Source organism: Litoreibacter ascidiaceicola (assembly GCF_900129235.1).
Classification (GTDB): Bacteria; Pseudomonadota; Alphaproteobacteria; order Rhodobacterales; family Rhodobacteraceae; genus Litoreibacter; species Litoreibacter ascidiaceicola.
This window is the reverse complement of the sequence record NZ_FQUV01000004.1, coordinates 195,944-219,050: the sequence shown is the minus strand read 5'-3', so window position 1 is coordinate 219,050 and position 23,107 is coordinate 195,944. Positions and strand designations below refer to the sequence as shown.

Below are 23,107 nucleotides of genomic sequence, written 5' to 3'. Positions count from 1 at the left end.
AAGTCTTTCCAAGACCTTCGCGTGGGAAAGCAGGAAACACAAGTACATCATCGGCAACAGCAGGACGCAAGAGAGTGCAAGCGTGTCGCTTTGACCGCTTCCGATCCTGATAAAATCCCCCTAAAAGGCGCACAAATCTTGCGCTGCCTCTTAGGGAAGGAACCCCCAATGAACGCTACTCACCGTGATGACGGCTTTTTCACCGAAAGTCTTGAAACCCGCGACGCCGAACTGTTCGGCGCCATCACCAAAGAGCTGGGCCGCCAGCGCGACGAGATCGAGCTGATCGCCTCCGAAAACATCGTAAGCCGCGCCGTCATGGAAGCCCAAGGCTCCGTACTGACCAACAAATACGCCGAAGGCTATCCGGGCCGCCGCTACTACGGCGGGTGCCAGTATGTTGATATTGCAGAGAACTTGGCGATTGATCGTGCGAAAGCACTGTTTGGGTGTGAGTTCGCCAATGTTCAGCCGAACTCAGGCTCGCAGGCCAACCAAGGCGTGTTTCAAGCTCTGATCAAACCGGGCGACACCATTCTGGGCATGTCGCTGGATGCAGGCGGTCACCTGACCCACGGCGCGAAGCCGAACCAATCGGGCAAGTGGTTCAACCCTATCCAGTACGGCGTTCGCGCTGACACGCTGGAACTGGACTACGACCAAGTCGAAGCGCTGGCGCTGGAGCACAAACCTCAGCTTATCATCGCCGGTGGCTCCGCTATTCCGCGCCAGATCAACTTCGCCAAAATGCGCGAGATTGCAGACAAGGTTGGCGCATTCCTTCTGGTAGATATGGCACATTTCGCGGGCCTCGTGGCTGGTGGTCAGCACCCTTCCCCGTTCCCGCATGCGCATGTGGCGACGACGACGACACACAAAACCCTGCGCGGACCACGTGGCGGTATGATCCTGACCAATGACGAGGCGATTGCGAAGAAAGTGAACTCCGCGATCTTCCCCGGCATCCAGGGCGGTCCGCTGATGCATGTGATCGCTGGCAAGGCCGTGGCCTTCGGCGAGGCGCTACGCCCCGAGTTCAAAGAGTACCAAAAGCAGGTCGTGCTTAACGCACAAGCCATGGCAGACCAGTTGATCAAAGGCGGCTTGGACATCGTCACAGGCGGGACGGATACTCATGTGATGCTGGTCGACCTGCGCCCGAAAAACGTGAAGGGCAACGCGACCGAGAAAGCCTTGGGCCGCGCCTACATCACCTGCAACAAGAACGGCATCCCGTTCGATGACGAGAAGCCGACGATCACCTCCGGCATCCGCCTCGGCTCCCCTGCGGGAACCACGCGCGGCTTCATGGAGGCCGAGTTCCGCCAGATCGCCAATCTGATTGTGGAAGTCGTCGACGGTCTCGCCGCGAATGGAGAAGAAGGCAATGCCGCCGTGGAAAATGCAGTGAAAGCGAAGGTGCTGGATTTATGCGGCAAGTTCCCGATCTATCCCGAGCTTTAAGAAACACGACGTAAGTTAAAAAGGGCCTCCGGATCGGAGGCCCTTTTTTCGGGGTGAGGCACCTCGAAACACCGTCATTTCACGCTCGCGCCGAATAGTGCATGGTTCCCGAGACTCATTTGAAGGGAAGGGTAACAACCATGCATATCGGCCTGATTGGATGCGGAAATATGGGCGGCGGCATGGGCGCGCAATTGCTTGCCAACGGGCGCAGCCTGACCTGCTATGACCCGAACCCCGACACCCTCGCCAAGATGGCGGAGCTTGGTGCAGAGCCTGCTGCCTCCCCCACCGCACTCGCCCGCGTTGCGGACATCATCATCCTGTCCCTGCCCAAAGCGTCTGTGGTTGACGCCGTCATGCGCGAAATGCTGCCCGACATTCAGGACGGGGCAATCGTTCTGGACACCTCCACGTCAGAGCCGGTCACCTCGCAGGCGATGGCCAAATTGGGCGACGCGCAGGGGTTCTCCTTCGTTGACGGCCCCGTCAGTGGCGGGCCTGCCGCGGCCAATAGCGGGACGATGACCATGCTTTTGGGCGGCTCTCTCGATGCAATCGCGCGACTGCGGCCCACTCTGGAAATTCTGACCGCCAAAACCGTGACCGTTGGCGGCTCGGGTGCCGGCCATGCCGCGAAGATCGCAAACAACATGCTCTGCGCCGCCAACCTTGTGTTGGTCGGTGAAGCCGTGCGCTTGGGCAAGGCCGCGGGCGTTGATCCGGAATACCTGCTGGAAGGGATCAACGCGGGATCAGGGCGCAGCGGTGTGAGCGAGGTGAACTTCCCGAAATGGGTCCTGAACGACGCGTTCGATTCAGGCTTCACCATGGGATTGATGCGCAAGGATGTGGGCCTTGCGCTTGATCTGGCGAAGGCGAGCGATGTCGATATCTCCGGCTTTTCCGGCATCGCTGACATTTGGCTGAATGCGTCGCGCGATGTGCCCGACAGCGCGGATTTCAACGAGATTGTTAAGTTCGACGGGAAGGAGACCCAAGATGTCTGAGCGTACACAAAAATTACTGGGAGCAATGGCGGCGCTTGGCCTCGGCGACAGACCGCAAAGCATCATCGGCGGAAAGCTCATTGATGGTGCAGGGGCGGATGTGACCTTGGTGGACCCGTTCACGGAGCAGGTTTTGCTAACCTACAAGGACGCAGATACTGCGCTGGCGATTAAGGCCTGCGACGCCGCGCAAAAGGCGCAACCGGCTTGGGCCAAGGGTATATCGGCCGCGGCGCGCGGTCAGGTGATGCAAGATATCGCTCGCGCCGTTCTTGCCAATGCTGAACCGCTGGCCATCATAGAAGCAATCGTTGCAGGCAAACCCATCCGCGACTGCCGCATAGAGGTCGCCAAAGTGGCGGAGATGTTCGCCTATTACGCGGGCTGGGCGGACAAACTGCATGGCGAGGTCATTCCCGTGCCGTCGGGCCACCTAAACTACACGCTGCGCGAACCGCTTGGGGTGGTGTTCCAGATTACGCCTTGGAACGCGCCGATCTTCACCGCAGGCTGGCAAATTGCTCCTGCCATCGCCACCGGCAATGGGGTGGTCATAAAACCCAGCGAACTGACTCCGATCACCACAGTGGCCCTAGTGAAGCTGGCCGAGGATGCGGGGCTTCCACATGGGCTTGTGAACGTGTTGTGCGGGCTTGGCCCGACGACCGGGCAAGCAGCGATTGAACATATGGCGGTGCGCAAGGTGGTCTTTGTCGGTTCCCCCGAAACGGGCCGTCGCGTTGCCATGGCCGCCGCTGCCGCCCTGAAACCAGCGGTGCTGGAACTAGGCGGCAAGTCCGCCAATATCGTGTTTGACGATGCCAATCTGGAACATGCCTGTCTTGGCGCACAGGCGGCTATCTTCTCAGGCGCGGGGCAAAGCTGCGTGGCGGGCTCACGGCTGCTGGTCCAGAGATCAATCCACGATGATCTGGTCGAAATGCTCTCGACTGGCATGAAAAACATCAAGCTAGGCGACCCGTTGGACGAAAGCACCGAGATTGGGCCGATCAGCAATGCCCGCCAATTCAAGCATGTCACCGGCATGATTGATCAGGCCGCCAGCGCGGGCGCGTCGGTATTGTCTCGCTCGGACACACTTGCGAAAGGGTATTTTGTGCCTCCAACGGTCCTGCGCGGATTGTCGAACAGCTCAAAAACCGCGCAGCAAGAGATTTTCGGACCTGTCGTCACCGCCATCCCGTTCGAGGATGAAGCGGACGCCATCGCGCTGGCCAACGACACCTCGTTCGGGCTGGCAGGGGCCGTTTGGACTTCCGACGTGGGCCGCGCCCACCGCATGGCAGAGGCCGTTCGCGCAGGCACATTCTGGATCAACAGCTACAAGGCGATCCACGTCTCGTCCCCTTTTGGCGGCTCTTTGAACTCCGGCTTCGGGCGGTCTAGCGGCACGGATGCGTTGATGGAATACACCTCCGCCAAAAGCATCTGGCTTGACAGCGCCCCGAAACCAAGGATCGCCTTTGGCTATGTGTCTTGAGGATACCCGATGAAACTGGTTGATGACGTCCGCGCCGTTCTGGAAGCCTCCCCCGAGGTGGCGGAAATCCTTGCGCTTGGCCCGTTCGAAGGGTTTCACGACTTGGCAGGCAACTTGTTGTCCAGCCTGTGCAAAGCCCCTGCGATTAGGCGAGCCGTGACGGAAGCCTACCGCGACAAGGCGCTTGCAAAGATTACGGCCTTTGACATCACCGAGACGGCCCGCCGCAATTTTGAGCCCGGCGGAGCAGCGTCCGCCTTGCTGTTCTCGCGCGGGGTGCAGGCGATCATGGGGCACCGCGTGGCACACAAGTATTGGGTCGAGGGCGACACGACCATGGCACTGGCCCTGAAAGCCGCATTCGGGCGTGCGTTTTCTACCGATATCCACCCCGCAGCGCAGATCGGCGCGGGCCTATGGCTCGACCACGGATTGGGGTTTGTGGTGGGGGAAACGTCGATCATCGAGGACGATGTCTCGATCTGGCATAACGTCACCCTTGGCAGCACATTAACCAACAGCGGCCCGCGCAGGCATCCGCATATCGGGACCGGCGCTGTCATCGGGGCGGGTGCGATATTGCTGGGCAATATCAAGATCGGGGCCCATGCAAATGTCGCCGCAGGTGCGGTTGTCGTCCAAGATGTCGCGCAAAACGCGCTCGTTGTGGGGGCCAAAGCGACCGTGCGGGGCGACGCCAAAGTAAGCTTCGTCGAACGCGAGGGGATACGAAAATGAACGAATCCTTCGGCATCGACCACCCGCTTCTGGCAACCAAGGACATCAACGCCCTGCGCGACCGGCTTATCTCACTTGGCTTCAACATGACCCCCATCGGCAAGCATCCATGGGGGACAAGCACAAGTCTGGCCATGTTCAACGGGTGTCTGGTCGAAATCATGGGCATCTATGACGACACCCTTCTAGATGAAGTGCCCGCCGGGGACTTCCGTTTCGGGCGGCATGTTTACGAACACTTACAACAACGCGAAGGTGTGGCGTTGTCGGCTTTGCACAGTACCAACTCGGTTGAAGATGCGCAGACTGCAGAACGCGTAGGCTTCACCGTCGCAGGGCATTTGGAATTCGGGCGCGATGTCACTCTTCCCGACGGAACCGCAGGGCGGACGAAAACCACCCTTGCCTTGCTACCAGATGCGCAGTTCCCAAGGCTTTCGTTCTTTTTGTGCCAGCAACACCGCCCCGATTTGATCTATGTGCCAGAATGGCTCGAACATCCAAATAGCGTGAGCGGTATTTGTGGCGTGAACATTCTGGCGGACACCTCGTTTCACGCAGAGCTGAAGGCCCGTTTCGGTGGATTGTATACAGGGCTCACGGAACTCAATGGCGGGTTCGAGTTTCAGACCGCCAACGGCACCCTGCGGGTGATGAGTGCAGATGCGTTTGAGCGGGAGATTGGGCCGTTGCCGAACGATCTGGCGCAGGAGACACTGCCTTGCATCGCCGGAATGGATTTGACGCTGCGCGATCCGGATAAGCTGCTGAAGTTCCTCAACGCATCAAACCTCGGCTATCGCACGATCCCCAACGGCTTTGCGTTAACTGACCCTGCCTTGACGGCAAATACGCTCCTGCGATTTCTGTCAAAATAAGCGCTGACAACGCCTTTAACTATTCCGCTGCCGCGGCGGCTTGCTCGGCCTCAAGCTTGCGCTGCCGTTCTTTCCAGCGCGGCATACGCACCGCCTTGCCGGCCATGTCGGAATAGATCGCCTCGACCCGCGCTAAAGACAGGCGACCATCGGGCTTGTACCAGCTGGTCACCCCGTTCAGCATGGCAATCAGCGCCAGCGTGGTCAGCTTGGTGTCGTCCACATCAAACACACCCTCGTCCTGTCCCTGCTTGAGGATGGATTCGAGCGCGTCCTCATATTGACGGCGCATATTCTCTAGCGTTTTGAAGTTGTCGGGCTCCAGATTGCGCAGCTCCATGTAGGAGATGAACACCTGTTCGGGGCGCTCCAGATGGAAGCGGATGTGGAACCGCGAAAAGGCTTCAAGGTGCTGAACCGGACCTTCCGGCTTTTCCTCGGCGCTCCACGCATCCAGAACTTCTTGCATGTGGTCGCGCAACAGATCGAATAGCAACGATTGCTTATCGGGAGTGTAAAGGTAAAGCGCACCAGCCTGAACCCCGACCTCCGCCGCGATTTGTCTCATGGAGACGGCGGCGAAGCCATGCGCGGCAAACAGCTTTAGCGCCGCCGCGCGAACGCGGGGGCCGGTGATGTCGGAGTGTGAACCGATTTTACGTGCCATAGCGCCATGCTATCTGAACACGTGTTCAGATCAACCCTATATGTGGCGCTGGACGGCCCTGCCCCTGCCCCCTATTGTGCGCCGTAGAAATCACACCGGATCGGGCCTCATGCGCTGCACCCCTCTTTTCATAGCTTTTGTGCTGCTATCTGCCTGCACGGCGAACCTGCCGGCGATTGATGACACCATCAGTCAAGAGGCGCGCAACGCTGATTACCCGGCCTTGCAGCCCCTTCCCGAACTGATTTCCCGCGCCTCCGCAGGAAGCACCATCGAAGTGCAGACCGAAGCCCTTGCCGCCCGTGTCGCCCGTCTGAAAGCCCGCGCTCGCGCATTGAAGGGCCGTAGCATCATCGACGGCGCAACACGGCTGAGGCTGCTGAACGCGGTTAAGGATCGCCCCGCATAAGTGTCCTCGCATTGCACCCTCACACGATACGCGCTAACGAGCGCGCAACACCTTATTTTGACGGAGCATCCCTATGTCTGACCCCCTTCGCATTGGCATCGCAGGACTGGGCACCGTGGGCGTGGGCGTCGTGCGCATCATCCGCCAGAAGGCGGCCCAGCTAGAGGCGCGAACAGGCCGCAAGATCGTGATCTCCGCCGTATCCGCCCGCTCGCAGAAAGACCGCGACGTGCCGCTGGACGACTACGCGTGGGAAGATGATCCGGTGAAGCTGGCAACGCGCGACGACGTGGACGTGTTCGTGGAACTCATGGGCGGCGCGGACGGCCCCGCCAAGGACGCGACCGAGGCGGCCTTGAAGGCGGGCAAGGACGTGGTGACGGCCAACAAGGCGATGCTGGCGGAACACGGGCAGGAACTTGCGCTGCTGGCCGAAGGCGAGGGCCGCGTCTTGCGGTTCGAGGCAGCGGTCGCAGGCGGCATCCCCGTGATCAAGGCATTGACCGAGGGGCTGGCCGGTAACGACATCACCCGCGTGATGGGTGTGATGAACGGCTCGTGCAACTACATCCTGACGCGCATGGAAAACGCCAACCTCACCTATGAGGAGGCTTTCGCCGAGGCTGACGGCTTGGGCTATCTGGAGGCCGACCCCGAGCTGGACGTCGGCGGCATCGACGCGGCGCACAAGCTGGCGTTGCTGGCGGCCATTTCCTTTGGCACGCAGGTCAAGTTTGACGGGGTGCAGCTTGAAGGCATCGGCCGCGTCACCATCGAAGACATCCACCAAGCCGCCGACATGGGCTATAAAATCAAACTGTTGGGCATCGCTCAGATGACAGGTCGCGGGCTGGTGCAATCCATGACGCCTTGCTTGGTCCCTGCCACGTCGCCCTTGGGCCAGTTGGAAGGCGGCACCAATATGGTTGTGCTGGAAGGCGACCATGTGGGCCAGATCGTGCTGCGCGGCGCAGGGGCTGGCGAAGGTCCGACCGCAAGCGCCGTGCTGTCCGACATTATCGACATTGCCCGCGGGCTTCGGTTGCCGACCTTCGGCCAGCCTGCCGACACGCTGAAAACCACGCCATCCGCCAATTCCGGCACCCCTGCGCCGTATTATCTGCGCATGACTTTGCACGACAAGCCGGGCGCTTTGGCCAAGGTCGCAACCTGCTTGGGCGATGCGGGCGTGTCGATCCACAGGATGCGCCAGTATGACCATCTCGACGACAAGGCCCCCGTGCTGATCGTGACCCACACCACCTCGCGCGACGCGCTGGACGCGGCGCTGGCGAAGCTGCCGAAAACCGGCGTGCTGGCCTCGGACCCTGTCGCCCTGCGTATCGAAGAGGTCTAAGGCACCGCCTGCCGTCCTTGATCCCCGAACCCGCCCCCGCTAAACGGGATGTAACTGCCATTTAAGGATTTTCCCATGACCGTCTCCACCGACCAGTTCCAAGACCGCATGCTCTCGCTCGGCCTTGCCCGTGTTTCCGAGGCTGCGGCGCTCGCATCTGCCAAACTGATCGGGCGCGGTGACGAAAAGGCGGCAGACCAAGCCGCCGTTAACGCCATGCGCGAGCAGCTCAACCTGCTCGACATCGCAGGCGTCGTGGTCATCGGTGAGGGCGAGCGTGACGAGGCCCCGATGCTGTTCATCGGCGAAGAAGTCGGCACCGGCAACGGCCCAGGCGTGGACATCGCGCTGGACCCGCTGGAAGGCACGACGCTCACCGCCAAGGATATGCCCAACGCGTTGACCGTGATTGCGATGGGCCCGCGCGGCTCGATGCTTCATGCACCTGACGTCTACATGGATAAACTGGCGATTGGTCCGGGATATCCAACCGACACGGTAACGCTGGACATGTCGGTCAAAGATCGCGTTGCGGCTTTGGCAAAGGCCAAAGGCTGCTCGGCTGAAGACATTACCGTTTGCGTTCTAGAGCGTCCGCGCCACGAGAAAACAATCGAAGACATCCGCTCCACCGGTGCCGCAATCCGCTTGATCACCGATGGCGACGTGGCTGGCGTCATGCATTGCGCCGAGGCCGCGATCACCGGTATCGACATGTATATGGGCGAAGGTGGTGCACCCGAAGGCGTTCTGGCGGCGGCGGCGCTGAAATGCATGGGCGGGCAGATGTATGGCCGCTTGCTGTTCCGCAATGATGACGAGCGTGGCCGCGCCGCCAAGGCGGGTATCACCGATCTGGACAAGATTTATAACCGTGACGAGATGGTCACCAAAGACGTGATTTTTGCCGCGACCGGCGTGACCGACGGCTCGATCCTTCAGGGCATCCGCCGCGAAGTTGGCTACCTGACCGCCGAGACGATCCTTATGCGGTCCAAGACCGGCTCAGTGCGGCGCATGACATATCGCAACCCGGTCAGCTAATGACGCAAGCTTTCCTTGGTGTAGAAACTTCCCTGACAAACCGCCGATGGGTTGGTTTGTCGGTGGAGCAAGACCGCCAAGCGGAAGCCATGGTCCAACAAACCGAACTGCCCCGCCCCCTTTGCGCGACACTTGCGCGTCTGGGCGTGCCCGTCGACGCGGCGGAGCGGTACCTCACTCCTGCCCTGCGCGACCTGTTGCCCGACCCGTCGGTGTTGAAAGATATGGACGTCGCGGCAAACCGTTTGGCCGACGCCGTGCGCAACCGCGAGAAGATCGCAGTTTTCGCGGATTATGATGTGGATGGCGGTGCGTCTGCCGCGCTGCTGATCTGCTGGCTGCGCGACATGGGGCTGACGGCGACGCTGTATATCCCCGACCGCATCGACGAGGGCTACGGCCCCAACGCACCCGCCATGGCAGGCTTGGCGGCAGATCACGACCTGATCCTCTGCGTCGATTGCGGCACGCTGTCCCACGACGCTTTGGCGGCTGCAACTGCGGCGGACGTGATCGTGCTGGACCACCACTTGGGCGGCGAAACGCTGCCCCCCGCAGTGGCCGTCGTGAACCCCAACCGGCAGGATGAGGACGGCTCGCTCGCACATCTCTGCGCCGCTGGCGTGGTTTTCCTGCTGCTGGTCGCAACCAACAGGGTCATGCGGTCCGAGCGGTCCGTGCCCGACCTGATGGCGATGCTGGATTTGGTCGCCTTGGCGACCGTCGCCGACGTCGCCCCACTGGTGGGCGTCAACCGCGCCTTGGTCCGCCAAGGCTTGAAGGTGATGGCCGCGCGGCAGCGCATCGGGTTGCGCGTGTTGTCGGACGTCGCACGCATGGAAACCGCCCCGACCTCCTATCATCTGGGGTTCCTGCTGGGGCCGCGCATCAATGCAGGTGGCCGTATCGGCGCGCCCGATTTGGGGGCGCGGCTTCTCTCGACCAATCAGGAACACGAAGCGCAGGCTTTGGCGGAGCGGCTGGATACGCTCAACACCGAACGCCGCGAAATCGAGGCGGCTGTGCGCGAAGCCGCACTGGCACAAGCCGAGGAGCGCGGACTCGACGCCCCACTGGTCTGGGCGGCGGGCGAAGGCTGGCACCCCGGCGTGGTCGGCATCGTCGCGGCGCGGCTGAAGGAAGCCAGTAACCGCCCCGCTGTTGTGATCGGGCTGGATGGCGACGAGGGTAAAGGCTCCGCCCGCTCGGTTTCCGGCATCGACCTCGGGGCGCAGATACAAAAGCTGGCGGCCGAGGGGCTGCTGATCAAAGGCGGCGGACACAAGATGGCGGCGGGTTTGACCGTAGCCCGTGACATGCTCGAACCCGCCATGGCGCGGTTGACCGAGATGATGGAAAAACAGGGCGCGGGGTTGCTAGGACCGTCGGATTTGCGGCTGGACGGACTCATGATGCCCGCAGCGGCTTCCGTCGAGCTGATCGAGTTGATCGAGCAAGCAGGCCCCTTTGGCGCAGGGGCTGCGGGGCCACGGTTTGTCTTCCCCGACCAGCGGATTTTGTTCACCAAACCGGTTGGCGAGGGGCACTTGAAAATCAGCTTTGGCGAAGGCGGGGCCGAGAAGCTGGATGCCATCGCTTTCGGCGCGTTCAACTCGGCGTTGGGGCCAACGCTGGAAGCGCATGCGGGGCGGCGATTCCATTTGGCCGGGCGGGTCGAAATCAACAGCTGGCAGGGACGACGGTCGGCTCAACTTCGTTTGGAAGATGCAGCGCTGGTCGCAGCGCCAGCCTGACAGCCTTACGCTTCGGGCTGCTAGAATTTTTCCGCTCCAACGGGGCATTTTCCTCTTGCCAGCGCGCCGCGCCTTGCCTAAATAGCCCCTCACGATCCCGGTGCTCCCTTCGTCTATCGGTTAGGACGTCAGGTTTTCAACCTGAAAAGAGGGGTTCGATTCCCCTAGGGAGTACCACTTTCGTTTCCCCAATATTGAAGCCCGCCCGTCGGTTAAGCCCACACCTGCAGGCTCTAGTTGCGCGCGTCACGTTGTTCGGGATCGAAAACCGTATGACGCGCCCGTCCTCTGTCTTTTGACTTATACAAAGCCTGATCCGCGTCATGCAGCATACGATCCGCTGCCGGAATTTGGTAAAAGCTCGACAATGTCGTCCCGATGCTCGCCGAGATTCGGCACTGGTGGCCGTTATAGGCGATCGGTTCTTCCAGACGCGTGATGATGCGCAATGCGATCCCTTCAAGTACTGCCAGATTCACGCAACCTCGAAAGACGAGCACGAATTCGTCCCCGCCGACCCGCGCAACCAGATCACTGGCGCGGGTTTCGTCTTGCAACACCGTCGAGACACGTTTCAGCACATAGTCCCCTGCGCCATGACCGAAGGTGTCGTTGACCTGTTTGAAGTAGTCCAAATCCAGATGCATTAAACCAAACGGCTCTCCGGACCGCTCCAGCTGATGCAGCAACGTATCCATGCTGCGACGGTTTTGCAGACCCGTCAGCGTGTCGGTGTAGGCCTGCGTTTCTGCCTCGACCCGCGCCCCTTCCAGACGCGCATTCAACCGCTTGGATTCCTCCAGTGCAACAGACTTGGCCTCTATCAGATACAACATATCAACGGTCGGATCAGCCGGCGCAAAATCCGCACTGCTCAAGCTGTAGCGTTGCACGGCCTCCACCACATTGACCCCGAGCGACAAGTTGATCAGCGCCCCGCTGAACGCGGGTTGCGTATCGGCCACGGTGTGCGGATTCGGAAGCAGAACGGGTCGTGCCGCCCCTGATTGGCGCCTGTCGGGAAGCAAAGGATGCTGCGCCGCGAGCGGGACGAACAGCCCCTTCAGGCCAAGCCGGTGTCCGGTACGGAATTTCGTGCGGATCAAACAACTGCCATGGTTCAGCAGATCGCCGAACTGATGAATATGCATCGGGCGCTTAACCTCGAATACCTCCAGAAAACGCTGTCCTACAAGGATTTCATCTGGCCGTAATTTGGAAAGCGTTGGTCCGACAGACAGGATATGGCCTGTGGGTGACACATGAAGATGCATCGGCATCAAAGCCCCAAGCGCGCCTGGATCAAACGGCACAGCAGTCGTTGGAGCAGACGGAGCCGCGTCATCCTTCATCTGCTGCGCTCCTCCGCCACCAAGCCAAAGCCGCGGCCAGTCGCAAAATCGGTCTCGAACAACTCGATCGTTGCGCGCTCGACATCGTCACTTCCCAGCGTGGACATTCCTAGGTCCAGCATCACAAGGGTTCCAAAATCGTCAGCCATCGCGCGCAGCATGCCAAGCAGAACTGCCCCGAACCTGTGACGTTCAGATTTGACCAAAACGCTAAACGAAGACCCCGAATGCGCCTCCACTTCAAGCTCGGGAAGGTCCAGTTCCGGCAAAGCCAGCTTCACACGGTCATGGAGTTCATCAAGGGACAGCACAAACTCCTCGAAGGTGGTGCCCCCGAAGCGCAGCAATCTGCGCACGGCCTCCATCCGCTGATGTGTGACCAGATACGCGCCAACATCTTCGGACACCTGCGCAGGTGTTTTGTCCAAATGATTGGAAAGCGCCAGTAGAACATCATCCAAGTGATGATCCGGATAGAACAGCATCGCCTCGTATTCGTGAACCTGAACGCCCGCTTCCGCGACCACCTTGTTCCACACCACGTCCCCATAGGTGTCTTGTGAAAAACACTGCAACGCGCGATGAACCAAGCCGTACATAAGATGCCTTTTGCCAAACCTAGAGACAGGTCTGCCGCAAAACGATTAAGGAAACGCCAAGGAAACCTTACGAAATCGCTAAATTCAGCGGGTTTGGATGTCCGTTTATAGACAACTTATAGCAAAAAATTTGCTTCTACCGGCTTTTCGACCTGCAAATCCAAGCGCACCAACTGGCACACCTTACGCCGAAATCTAGAAATCCGTCGGCACCCCGCCCTCGGCCTTCCGCCGCGCCACGAAATCCGCCAGCTCGTCCCGAATGGCGATGTCCAGAGGCGGGGCCTCGAACTCCTCGATGATGCCCTTATACATCTCGTGTGCCCGCTCGGCGGTCCAGACGCCGCCATTCAACTCCCAAGCCTCGTAGTTTGACCAGTCGGAAATCAGCGGCGAATAGAACGCGTCCTCGTAGCGGTCCTGCGTGTGCTGGCAGCCAAAGTAATGCCCGTTCGGGCCGACCTCGCGGATGGCATCCACCGCGATATCCTCCGGCGTGGTCGCGTAGGTGGCAGGCTCCATATAGCGCTGGACTTGCTGGATCACGTCGCAATCCATGATGAACTTCTCAGGCGACGCTATCAGCCCGCCCTCCAGCCAGCCAGCGGCGTGGTAGACCACGTTCGTGCCAGACTGCACCGCGGCCCACAGCGAATTCGACGTCTCCCACATCGCCTGCCCGTCCGGCACGTTCGCGGCACAGACACCGGACGAGCGGATCGGCAGCCCGTAGAACCGCCCCATCTGCCCCGTCATCTGCGTCGCGCGCATGTATTCCGGCGTGCCGAACGCAGGCGCGCCGGTTTTCATGTCCACGTTCGACGTAAACGTCCCGATGGCACAAGGCGCGCCGGGGTTGATGACTTGCAGCAAAACAATCGCCGCCAGCCCCTCGGCCAGCGAAAGCGTGACCGCCCCCGACATGGTGACCGGTGCCATGGCCCCCGCCAAGGTAAACGGCGTGACGATCACCGGCTGGTTGCGCCGCGCATGGATCATCGCACCTTCCAGCATCGGGAAGTCGTGTTTCAACGGCGAGACCGAGTTGATGTTGGTATACATATGCGGTTTGGCGTCGAACTCCTCACGCGTCATGCCGCCAGCGATGCGGACCATCTCCATCACGTCCTCCACCCGCTCCTTGCCCAGTGAGTAGGCATGCACGACCTTGTCCGTCAGCGTCAGCTTTTCATACAGGCAGTCGAGGTGCCGCTCGCGCGGGTGGATGTCGATGGGCTCCACCGGATAGCCGCCGGCAAAATGGATGCAGTTGAAAAACTGGGTGAGCTTGATGAACTCCTTGTATCCCTCGAAATCGCCGGTGCGTTTGCCGCGCTTCAGATCCCACATATTCGGCGGCGAGGAGACGTTTCCAAACAGGATATGCTTGCCCCCCATCGGGATCGCGCGGTCAGGGTTGCGCGGGGTGATGGTGAACTCCGCTGGCGCATGGCCCAGCATCTCCATCACGAAATCCTCGTCCATCCGCACGTTGGTGCCGTCGACTTTGCAGCCCGCGCCTTTCAGGATTTTGCACGCGTCAGGGTTCAGAAACTCGATGCCGATCTCCGACAGGATGCGCATCGCGCCCTTGTGAATGGCCTGTACGCCGTCCTCGTCCAATGGCTCGGTGGGTTTGTCTACATTGACCGGAATGCGCCATGGCATCTGCTCCGGCAGCTTGGAGGTCGTGCGTCTGGCGTTCCCCGCACGGCCACCGCCGCGCTTACGTCTGGTGGGTTCATCTGCCATGTCGCTGTGACCTCCGGTGTTAACTGCCTCCCCAGCTTGCACCGCGCCCCAAGGGCAGGTTTGGCGGTTACCGACGGGTTACGTCGCTTTTGGCGCAAGGCTAGCGCGCGGCCAACCAGTGCGGAATGTCCGCGATGCTGTCCAAAACCACATCCGCGTGCGGCTCCAGTTCAGCGCGTCTTGCGGGGCCGGTCAAAACGCCCACGCAAATCATCCCCGCGTTCCGGCCCGCATGAAGGTCATGGGTGCTGTCGCCAACCATCGCCACCTCCGACGGGGCGATTCCGCAATGGTCCGAGAACGCCAAAAGCATCTCCGGCGCGGGCTTGCCGCCAAAGCCGGAATCAAAGCCCAGGATGCGCGCGAACCGCGTCTCGACCCCCAACTTGCGCATATGTGCCTGCGCGGAGCTTTCCGCGTCGTTTGTCGCGATCCCCAACGGCAGCCCCATGGCATCGAACCGGTCGAACAGCTCTGGCAGCGCACACGGGGTCACCAATTCGGCCTGCGCCGCTTTTTCGTTGCCGTATTCCAGCAGCGCCTGCCGCTCCCAATGAGGAACGAAAGGCAGTAACAGATCAATCACCATATCTGCGGTATCGGCAATCACCGGACTGTCGGGGTGGAAGGTTCTGGTGGCTGCATCGAACCTCGCCGCATCCGCCATACGCGCGCTCAGTCCCGCGTCGCCTTGCGCCAAATCTTCAAAGAACCCGGCGGCCCATTGGCCCCAAGTCGCGTCGAAATCCAGCAAGGTGCCATCCTTGTCAAACAGCAAGCCTTTGATCTGCCCTGTCATATCCCCGCCCGTTCCTCTCTTGACCCGCTATGAATGCTCCGTGACACTGCCGATAATGAGCAATGAGAACAAGCGCTATGCGCCGCGCGCTGGCAGAACCTTGAAGCAGCCCTGAATGACAAAACTCTTCTCCTACCGCAACCGCCCCGTCCATCTGGGACCTTACCCCTTGGAAAAGCTGGAGCGGGTAGACAGCGCTGCGTTGAACGGCGTGCCCGCGATGGCGCAAGTCAGCTTCCGTCGGCCTGAAGACCCTTTGAGCATCGTCAACGCGATGCAGGAATATCAGGCCATGCTCGACGCCACCCGCGAAGGGTTGGTGAAAAAGGAAATCGCCGAAATCCCGTCAGACCTGTCAGAGCGAGCCAACCACCTCAAGGCCTTCGGCTACTACTGCGATGCCTCGATGGTCGGTACCTGCGCGATACCGTCCGAGGCGTGGTTAGACACACCGCTGGTCAACCCCGATGTGGATCGTCTCGCAGAGAAGCTGCGGACGTTGCAACCCAAGACGCTAGCCGCGGGCATCGACGTGATCATGGCGGGTCTGCGCGAAAGCATGCGCGCCCCGCCGCAGGCTTGCGAACACCATACCTACGCGCTGGTGTTCCTCTACGACATGCCCCGCGACCCCGACGCGGAGGAGGTCGGGTGCGACTGGATCACCGACGCCCAAGACCACCGCACCTGCCTGCGCGGGATGGAGACGGCGGTGACGCTGGCTTCCTACATCCGCACTCTGGGCTTCGATGCGCGGGCGCATTCCATGGCCGCGAGCGACGTACATCTGGGCAAGCTGGCCGTGGCGTCGGGCCTGAACCATGCGGACGGGACAAACCCGTTCATCGGCGACCGCTACGGATTGGCCGTGGTCACCACGACTTTGGCGATGACGGCGGACCGTCCTTTGGCCCCAAATGCCAAGCCGGGCCTGTCTTGGGCCATCGGCCTTTCCGGCCATACGAAAAGCCGACGCTTTGCCGACGCGTTTCAGACACGCAAATTTCGCGACGGCCCGCACCCGTTCGAGACCCTCAAACGGGTCGAAAACCCGACCACCTATATCGACAAACCCAACGTCGCCCGCGTCCCCAAACGCGCCAACCTGTTTGCGCGGGGACTATTTGGCGACATGGGAAAGACGGTACAGGAGGCCACAAAAAACGGCAACTACGTCCGCAAATCGGCGGCGGCATTTGCCTTCCGCCCGTCCCTAGGGGCATTCGTTTTGCTGCAAGACGGAGAGGCCGCCGAGGTCCACGAGTCCACCCACGACCCCGACCGCAACGCTGCCAACATCAAGGCCGCGCTCTATTGGCTTGGTGTCGATGCGGCAGGCCTAAGCGCTTGTCCTGATTGGGTTTATTACAGCCATGACGCGGCAGGACAGCCGATCACGCCCTACCATTCCAACGCGATTTCCATGATCATCGACCAAGGCCATGAGACCATGGAAGGTGCCTCCGGCGACGACTGGATCGCCTGCGCGCAGAGTATGCGCGCCTACCTGCGCTTCTCGCTTCTGGGTGGCGTACTGGCAGAACACCTGCGCCGCCTCGGCTACACCGCCCGCGTCCATTCGGTGATGGATGACGAGGTGCTGCACCCGCCCCTGCTGCTTTTGTCCGGCTTGGGCGAGGTCTCCCGCATCGGCGAGGTCATCCTCAACCCCTTCCTAGGCCCCCGCCTGAAGTCCGGCGTGGTGACCACCAACATGCCGCTAACCCACGATAAACCAATAGATTTCGGCCTTCAAAAGTTCTGCGAAGCCTGCAATAAATGCGCCCGCGAATGCCCCTCAGGTGCGATAACCGCAGGCCCGAAACTGATGTTCAACGGCTACGAAATCTGGAAGTCCGACAGCCAGAAATGCACCACCTACCGCGTCGCCCAAAAGAATGGCGCGATGTGCGGGCGCTGCATGAAAACCTGCCCGTGGAACCTTGAAGGCCTGTTCGCCGAAGCCCCTTTCCGCAAGCTGGCCATGACCCTGCCGCAGGCTGCCAAAGCCTTGGCAAAGCTGGATGATTTGGCAGGGCAAGGCGAAATCAACCCCGTCAAGAAATGGTGGTGGGATCTGGAAATGGTCGACGACGGGGCCTACCGCCCCTCCGCCCATCCGGTGAACGCCCGCGGGCTGCAAAAGGGGTTGGACCTGCACTACGAAGACCAGACGCTGGCCGTCTATCCCGCCCCCTTGGCCCCGCCGCCCTATGCCTACCCCTACCCGATGGACCGCGAGGCGGGCATCGCCGCCTACAAGGCGATGATCCCTGCGGCGGAACATAAATCCCGCCGTGCCAAGGGGTTAGCACCTGAGCACATCTACACCGCCGACCAGCAAGACAGCCCCGTCATGGGCGCGGTGATCTTAAAGGTCGAGCATATGACCGACACAGTGACGAAGTACGAGTTCGCCATGCCCGACGGCTCCGACATGCCCCTCGTGGAGGCAGGCGCGCATATCGACGTGGTGGTTGCTCCTGAATTCCTGCGCCAATATTCCCTGTCCGGTGACCCCGCCGACCGCTCCCGCTATCAAATAGCGGTACTGCGCGAGGATCACGGGCGCGGTGGTTCCAAACTAATGCACCGGATATTCGAGGAAGGGCGGCGGGTGCATATTTCCAAGCCGATCAACCACTTCCCGCTGCATGAGGATGCGTCATTCACCTACCTCATGGGCGGCGGCATCGGGGTGACCCCGATGATCTCCATGGCCCATAGGCTACACGCCATCGGCGCCGAGTTCGCGTTGCACTACTCCTGCTCGACGCGGGCAGGGGCAGGATTTCTTGAGGATTTATCGAAGATGCCGTGGGCGAAGAATGTCCACTATCACTTCTCCGACGAAGGCTCCCGCTGCGACCTTGCGACTACGCTGCAACACCGTGACCGCGCGCATGTCTACACCTGCGGTCCGGAGGCCTACATGGCTTCGGTCATGGACGCGGCTGAGGCGAACGACTTCCCCGAGGATACGCGGCATCTGGAATTTTTCTCGGTTCCCGAGCAGCCGGATTACGTGAACCACGATTTCGTTTTGAGATTAGCCAAGTCCGGACGCGACATCTCTGTCAGCAAAGACGAGGCCGCGACCGACGCCCTTCTGCGTGAGGGGGTGCATGTGGATGTCAAATGCTCTGACGGGCTGTGCGGCGTGTGCAAATGTGGTCTCATTACCGGAGAGGTCGAACATCGCGATTTTGTGCTTTCCAACTCGGATCGCACGACATCCTTGATCTTATGCCAATCCCGCGCGGCTCAGAAGGATGGGTTGGTGGAGATTGACCTGTGACACGTATGACAGGCGAGGTGTTTATCGCGCTGCCTCAAGAACAAGTCTACCGCCGCTATACGGATGCACGACTGAGTGCCGCCAATGCGTCCACCCGAACCGAAGTGACAATCACCAATATCGTGGATGGCGGCCCCGGGACGCAGGCGGTTTGGATGTTTATCTACCCTGAACTGAAGACCGAAATGATCGAAACCGTGATCGAAGTCGATGCGCCGCACCGCATGGCGAGCCATCTACAAATTACCCGCGTGCTTCCTTTGGCACCGCATGAGATGACGCCGGGTGTCATGCCTGCCTTGGCCTATGACATGCGCGACGATTACAGCCCGATCTTCGGCAAACTCCCCGCCGAGGGTGTTTTGGAAGCCACCTTCACCCCTGAAGGGGATGGCACGATGTTGCGCGTCACAACCGAGATGCGCCTTGGCGGATGGTCGCGCATTTCGGGATGGTTCATGAGCCGCTCGAAACGGCCTCCGTTGCAGGCGGAGCTTGAAGGTTTTCGCGACTGGATGGAAGCTAATCCCGAATAAGGCTGAGCAGGCTCGTCAGTGCAAACACCCCCGCCGCGACACAAACGATGGTCGGACCGGCAGGTGTGTCGAAAGCATAGGCCAGTTGCAGCCCCCCAAGTGCGGACACCGCACCGATGCCTGCGGCGATTGCGGCCATGCGTTCCGGTGTCTCGGACAACGGTCGCGCTGCGGCGGCCGGGATAATCAACAACGCGGCAATCAGCAGTACGCCCACGACCTTGATGGCGACAGCCACCACCACAGCCAGTGCAATCGTCAAAATCAGCTGCTCCCGTTTCGGATCAATGCCGCTGGCATGTGCCAGGTCAGGGCTGACCGTGGCGGTAAGAAGTTGCTGCCAACGCCATCCGACCAGCGCCAGAACCAGAAGCGCGCCCCCCCAGATCACGGCCAGATCGACACGACCAACTGCAAGGATATCCCCGAAAAGATAGGCCATGAGGTCGATGCGCACACCTTCGAGGAAGGACACCGCCACCAATCCGAACGCTATGGCCGAATGCGCCAAGACACCCAACAACGTGTCCATCGCATAGCCGCGTCCTGACAGGGTGGATACCGTAGTCGCCATCACCAAGGCTACGACCAGCACGCCTGCAAAAATCGACATGTTAAAGCTGAGCGCCAGCGCCACGCCTAGGATCGAGGCATGCGCCGTGGCGTCTCCAAAATACGCCATGCGCCGCCAGACGACGAAGCAACCCAAGGGGGCGGCAGCCACGGCAACGCCAAGCCCTGCAAGGGCGGCGCGAACGAGAAAGCTATCAAGCATCATTCTGCGACCTCGTGTGGATGGTCGTGGTCGCACCCGTCGCCATGGGCGTGATCATGATCGTGGCGATACAATGCCAACGCCCCGCCTGTGCCACTCCCGAACAAGGCGCGGTATTCGGGGGCAGAGGCAACCACATCGGGCTTGCCCTCGCAACAGACATGCCCGTTCAGGCAGATCACGCGGTCGGAGGCGCTCATCACAACGTGCAGCTCATGGCTGATCATCAGGACGGCGCAGTTCAACTCGTCCCGCACCTTTTCGATATGGCGGTAAAACGCGGCGGAGCCGGGTTGGTCCAGACCTTGAGTGGCTTCGTCCAGCAGCAACAATTGCGGCTTATGAAGCAAGGCGCGTGCAAGTAGCACCCTTTGAAACTGTCCGCCGGACAGGCGCGACATTTGTCGCGGACCAAGGTCGGAGACACCGGCTTGCTGCAATGCTTGCGCCGCTTCCGTATCGGAGATTTTCAATGGCAAGCTTAGGAACCGCCTCACCGTCATGGGGAGGGTCGGGTCGATATGCAGTTTTTGCGGCACGTAGCCAATGCGCAAACCCGATGCGTGATTGATTTGCCCCGACGCGGGCTTCAACGCCCCAATCAACGCACGCAGCAGCGACGACTTGCCGGAACCGTTTGGCCCCACAATGGTGACAATCTCGCCGGGTGCGATGCTCAGATTGACGTCATCGAGCACCTTTTGAGCCCCATAGCTCAGGTTCACGTTTTGGAATTCGACCAGAGCGCTCATTCAGATTTACCCTGACAATTCGGGCACACGCCTTCTGCCTCCAAAACCGTGCGTTCAATTGTGAACCCTGTCTCTTCCGCGGCCTTGCCAAGCCGACCACCTGCCGGTGCTGTAACAGTTTCTGCGACCGCATCGCAGCTCCGGCAAATCAGGAAAGCGGCAGCATGGGCGTCACCTGGATGGGAGCACGCAATGAACGCATTCAGGCGCTCGATCTTGTGGGCAAACCCGTATTTCACCAGAAAATCCAGTGCGCGGTAAGCCACGGGTGGCTGGGACCCCATACCCTCTTCGCGCAAGATATCCAGAATTTCATAGGCCCCGATCGCGCGGTGCCCTTCCAGCAGGATTTCCAACACCCGCTTGCGAACAGGGGTAAATTGCAGCCCCTCGTCAGCGCAGGTCTGCGCCACCGCTGCGACACCGCCTGAAATGCAACTGGAATGATCATGATGCTTGAAACCGAGCGATTCCATGGGGGCTCCTGAAACATGGGGTTGATGTGTTATAAAGTAACGTCTATCAAAGCGCGATATGTTATACAATCACATAGGTGACCTATGCTGCGCCCCGCTCTTGCTTCCCTTCTTCTTTCGCTCCCGCAGGTTGCTCTTGCCGAGACTCCTCGCGTCGTCACTGACATTGCCCCCATCCATTCCCTCGTCGCACAGGTCATGGGGGATTTGGGCACGCCGGAATTGCTTGTCACGGCCAATGCCTCTCCGCACAGTTTTTCGCTTCGGCCATCTCAAGCTGGTGCATTGGAGCAGGCGCAAGCCGTGTTCTGGGTCGGGGACGGGTTGACGCCTTGGCTCGAACCGCTTCTGGATCGCCTTGCACCGAATGCCAAAAATATCGAATTTCTGCACCGGTCCGAGACCGAAACTCTGGCGTTTCGAACCGACGCCGCCTTCGAGGCCGACGGGCATGACCACGGCGATCATGATGGCCATGACGATCATGACGATCATTCCGATGTTGACCCGCACGCGTGGTTAAACCCGGATAACGCGGCGGCTTGGCTTGCAATCATCGCGTCTGAACTTTCCGTCCTTGATCCAGAGAATGCAGATACATATGCAGCGAATGCGCAACGCGCCGAGGCCGACCTTCACGCGTCAACGGTCGAAATCGAGCGCATTTTGGCTCCGGCCAAAGGGAAAACATTCATCGTCTTCCACGACGCTTTTCATTACTTCGAAGCACGTTTTGATGTCGAAGCCAGCGCGGCGATTTCGCTTGGAGATGCAACTGCGCCCGGTCCGGCGCGGGTTGAACGCATCCAAGAATTGGTGCGTGAAAAGGGTGTATCCTGCGCGTTCTCGGAACCGCAGTTTTCGGAAGGGCTGGTGGCAACCGTGCTAGACGGAACCGATGCCCGCGTCGCTGTTTTGGACCCGCTGGGGTCGACGCTTCCAATCGGGCCGTCGCTTTACACCGAAATGCTGCTCGGCATGGCGAAGGCAATCGCAGGGTGCTAAACGCTGACTATGCTCGGCAACACATTCACCCTTAAACAACTCGAAGCCCTTGTCTGGGTGGCCGATTTGGGCAGTTTTCGCAAAGCTGCCCAGCATTTGAACACCACCCAGCCAAACATCTCGTCGCGCATTGCGAGCCTTGAGGCGACGCTTGGTACAATTCTGATGCAGCGCGATGCTGGGTCGGTGCGACTTACAGATAAAGGCCGCGAAATCCTGCAAGCCGCCCGTGCGGTCCTACGTCAGGCGGAAGAGCTGATCGAAGTTGCAGCCCGCCCCGACCTTGTGCAGAACCGCCTGCGGCTTGGCGTCACCGAGTTGATCGCGGCGACTTGGCTGCATGAATATCTGCGGCGCCTCAAAGCGGCCTATCCCGAGGTTTCCTTTGAGTTAACCGTAGACTTGTCCCGCACACTGGACCGCGCGTTGGCTCTTAACGAGCTAGACCTGACACTGCAAACCGCCCCCTTCGCAACCACTGTGACTGGCCAGATTGAACTTGGTGAATATCCCTATGTTTGGGTGGCCTCCCCTGCAATTTCAGCGGAGCTTCCGACCAAACTGACCGTGAAGGATTTGATCCCTCATACCTTGTTAACGCATGCCCGCCACACACAAGCCTTCACCGAATTGTCGGACCATGCAGACGCCAATGCCTTGCCAAAGGCAGGCTTTGTTCCTTCAAGTTCGATGTCCTCCTGTTTGCAAATGACGCTAGACGGAATGGGGGTGTCTTTGTTGCCGGAAGCAATGGTGGCCAAGGATATTGCCGCCGGGAAGCTGGTACATCTCTGCGTGGATTGGGCCCCCAACCCTCTACGCTTCTGCGCGCGTTACCATGCCGAGAAAGTGGCGAGGTTCGTATTACATGCCGCCCGCATTGCCGAAGAAACCGCAACAGACTTCAAGGAAAGCAACAAACACTAGATAACTAAAATCTA

The 23,107-nt window shown here is 60.3% G+C and carries 21 protein-coding genes and 1 tRNA gene; 14 read left to right on the top strand and 8 right to left on the bottom strand.

Annotated features, from left to right (window positions below):
- The first annotated feature begins 168 nt into the window (after positions 1 to 168).
- From glyA to BUB72_RS09945, 5 genes are all read left to right on the top strand, one after another.
- Positions 169 to 1,464, top strand: a complete 1,296-nt coding sequence (gene glyA, locus BUB72_RS09965) for a serine hydroxymethyltransferase (protein WP_073143448.1) — start codon at positions 169 to 171, stop codon at positions 1,462 to 1,464.
- Positions 1,465 to 1,565: 101 nt separating this feature from the next.
- Positions 1,566 to 2,474 (top strand): NAD(P)-dependent oxidoreductase, encoded by a 909-nt coding sequence (locus BUB72_RS09960; RefSeq protein WP_281250203.1) that lies wholly within the window; start codon positions 1,566 to 1,568, stop codon positions 2,472 to 2,474.
- On the top strand, positions 2,467 to 3,975 hold the full coding sequence (locus tag BUB72_RS09955; protein ID WP_073143444.1) for an aldehyde dehydrogenase family protein: 1,509 nt from the start codon (positions 2,467 to 2,469) through the stop codon (positions 3,973 to 3,975). The genes BUB72_RS09960 and BUB72_RS09955 overlap by 8 nt, the downstream gene beginning before the upstream one ends.
- 9 nt (positions 3,976 to 3,984) lie before the next feature.
- Positions 3,985 to 4,713: a serine O-acetyltransferase gene (locus BUB72_RS09950; protein WP_073143441.1), complete on the top strand. Its 729-nt coding sequence runs from the start codon at positions 3,985 to 3,987 to the stop codon at positions 4,711 to 4,713.
- Entirely contained in the window at positions 4,710 to 5,591 is an 882-nt protein-coding gene (locus BUB72_RS09945; RefSeq protein ID WP_073143439.1) for a VOC family protein, read from the top strand. The genes BUB72_RS09950 and BUB72_RS09945 overlap by 4 nt, the downstream gene beginning before the upstream one ends.
- A gap of 19 nt (positions 5,592 to 5,610) precedes the next feature.
- Here the strand turns inward: BUB72_RS09945 and BUB72_RS09940 are convergent, their stop codons facing one another.
- On the bottom strand, positions 5,611 to 6,258 hold the full coding sequence (locus BUB72_RS09940) for a TetR/AcrR family transcriptional regulator (protein WP_073143437.1): 648 nt from the start codon (positions 6,256 to 6,258) through the stop codon (positions 5,611 to 5,613).
- 109 nt (positions 6,259 to 6,367) lie between these two features.
- Here BUB72_RS09940 and BUB72_RS09935 point away from each other — a divergent pair, with 109 nt between their 5' ends.
- The 5 genes from BUB72_RS09935 to BUB72_RS09915 all read left to right on the top strand — a co-directional run bounded on the left by BUB72_RS09935 (position 6,368) and on the right by BUB72_RS09915 (position 10,999).
- A complete protein-coding gene (locus BUB72_RS09935) occupies positions 6,368 to 6,667 on the top strand; it encodes a hypothetical protein (RefSeq protein ID WP_073143435.1) in 300 nt (99 codons plus the stop codon).
- A 73-nt stretch (positions 6,668 to 6,740) separates the two neighbouring features.
- On the top strand, positions 6,741 to 8,024 hold the full coding sequence (locus BUB72_RS09930; protein WP_073143433.1) for a homoserine dehydrogenase: 1,284 nt from the start codon (positions 6,741 to 6,743) through the stop codon (positions 8,022 to 8,024).
- Between the two features lie 75 nt (positions 8,025 to 8,099).
- Positions 8,100 to 9,068, top strand: coding sequence for a class II fructose-bisphosphatase (glpX, locus tag BUB72_RS09925; protein ID WP_073143431.1), 969 nt, complete (start codon positions 8,100 to 8,102; stop codon positions 9,066 to 9,068).
- Entirely contained in the window at positions 9,068 to 10,822 is a 1,755-nt protein-coding gene (gene recJ, locus BUB72_RS09920) for a single-stranded-DNA-specific exonuclease RecJ (protein ID WP_073143429.1), read from the top strand. The genes glpX and recJ overlap by 1 nt, the downstream gene beginning before the upstream one ends.
- A gap of 102 nt (positions 10,823 to 10,924) precedes the next feature.
- A tRNA-Glu gene (locus tag BUB72_RS09915) sits at positions 10,925 to 10,999 on the top strand.
- A 56-nt stretch (positions 11,000 to 11,055) separates the two neighbouring features.
- Here BUB72_RS09915 and BUB72_RS09910 read toward each other — a convergent pair.
- From BUB72_RS09910 to BUB72_RS09895, 4 genes are all read right to left on the bottom strand, one after another.
- Positions 11,056 to 12,174, bottom strand: a complete 1,119-nt coding sequence (locus BUB72_RS09910; protein WP_083588628.1) for a GGDEF domain-containing protein — start codon at positions 12,172 to 12,174, stop codon at positions 11,056 to 11,058.
- Positions 12,171 to 12,773: a heme NO-binding domain-containing protein gene (locus tag BUB72_RS09905; protein WP_073143426.1), complete on the bottom strand. Its 603-nt coding sequence runs from the start codon at positions 12,771 to 12,773 to the stop codon at positions 12,171 to 12,173. Before BUB72_RS09905 ends, BUB72_RS09910 begins: the two co-directional genes overlap by 4 nt.
- A gap of 195 nt (positions 12,774 to 12,968) precedes the next feature.
- Positions 12,969 to 14,525 carry a trimethylamine methyltransferase family protein gene (locus BUB72_RS09900; RefSeq protein WP_073143424.1) on the bottom strand — a complete coding sequence of 519 codons (1,557 nt, stop codon included), beginning with the start codon at positions 14,523 to 14,525 and terminating at the stop codon, positions 12,969 to 12,971.
- 100 nt (positions 14,526 to 14,625) lie between these two features.
- On the bottom strand, positions 14,626 to 15,324 hold the full coding sequence (locus tag BUB72_RS09895; RefSeq protein WP_073143422.1) for an HAD family hydrolase: 699 nt from the start codon (positions 15,322 to 15,324) through the stop codon (positions 14,626 to 14,628).
- 115 nt (positions 15,325 to 15,439) lie between these two features.
- Between BUB72_RS09895 and BUB72_RS09890 the strand changes: the two genes are divergently transcribed.
- Positions 15,440 to 18,622 carry a 4Fe-4S dicluster domain-containing protein gene (locus tag BUB72_RS09890; RefSeq protein WP_073143419.1) on the top strand — a complete coding sequence of 1,061 codons (3,183 nt, stop codon included), beginning with the start codon at positions 15,440 to 15,442 and terminating at the stop codon, positions 18,620 to 18,622.
- Complete coding sequence (locus BUB72_RS09885; protein WP_139250653.1) at positions 18,619 to 19,158, top strand: SRPBCC family protein; 540 nt, start codon at positions 18,619 to 18,621, stop codon at positions 19,156 to 19,158. The genes BUB72_RS09890 and BUB72_RS09885 overlap by 4 nt, the downstream gene beginning before the upstream one ends.
- Here the strand turns inward: BUB72_RS09885 and BUB72_RS09880 are convergent.
- From BUB72_RS09880 to BUB72_RS09870, 3 genes are read right to left on the bottom strand one after another with little or no spacing between them, the layout of a single operon-like run.
- Entirely contained in the window at positions 19,145 to 19,933 is a 789-nt protein-coding gene (locus BUB72_RS09880) for a metal ABC transporter permease (protein WP_073143737.1), read from the bottom strand. The genes BUB72_RS09885 and BUB72_RS09880 overlap by 14 nt on opposite strands.
- The gene (locus tag BUB72_RS09875; protein WP_073143414.1) at positions 19,933 to 20,685 is read right to left on the bottom strand and encodes an ATP-binding cassette domain-containing protein; all 753 of its coding nucleotides are present in this window, start codon (positions 20,683 to 20,685) and stop codon (positions 19,933 to 19,935) included. The genes BUB72_RS09880 and BUB72_RS09875 overlap by 1 nt, the downstream gene beginning before the upstream one ends.
- On the bottom strand, positions 20,682 to 21,161 hold the full coding sequence (locus BUB72_RS09870; protein WP_073143411.1) for a Fur family transcriptional regulator: 480 nt from the start codon (positions 21,159 to 21,161) through the stop codon (positions 20,682 to 20,684). The genes BUB72_RS09875 and BUB72_RS09870 overlap by 4 nt, the downstream gene beginning before the upstream one ends.
- Before the next feature lie 84 nt (positions 21,162 to 21,245).
- Between BUB72_RS09870 and BUB72_RS09865 the strand changes: the two genes are divergently transcribed.
- Positions 21,246 to 22,166, top strand: a complete 921-nt coding sequence (locus BUB72_RS09865) for a zinc ABC transporter substrate-binding protein (RefSeq protein WP_073143408.1) — start codon at positions 21,246 to 21,248, stop codon at positions 22,164 to 22,166.
- 9 nt (positions 22,167 to 22,175) lie between these two features.
- Positions 22,176 to 23,093 carry a LysR family transcriptional regulator gene (locus BUB72_RS09860; RefSeq protein WP_073143405.1) on the top strand — a complete coding sequence of 306 codons (918 nt, stop codon included), beginning with the start codon at positions 22,176 to 22,178 and terminating at the stop codon, positions 23,091 to 23,093.
- The last annotated feature ends 14 nt before the right edge of the window (positions 23,094 to 23,107 follow it).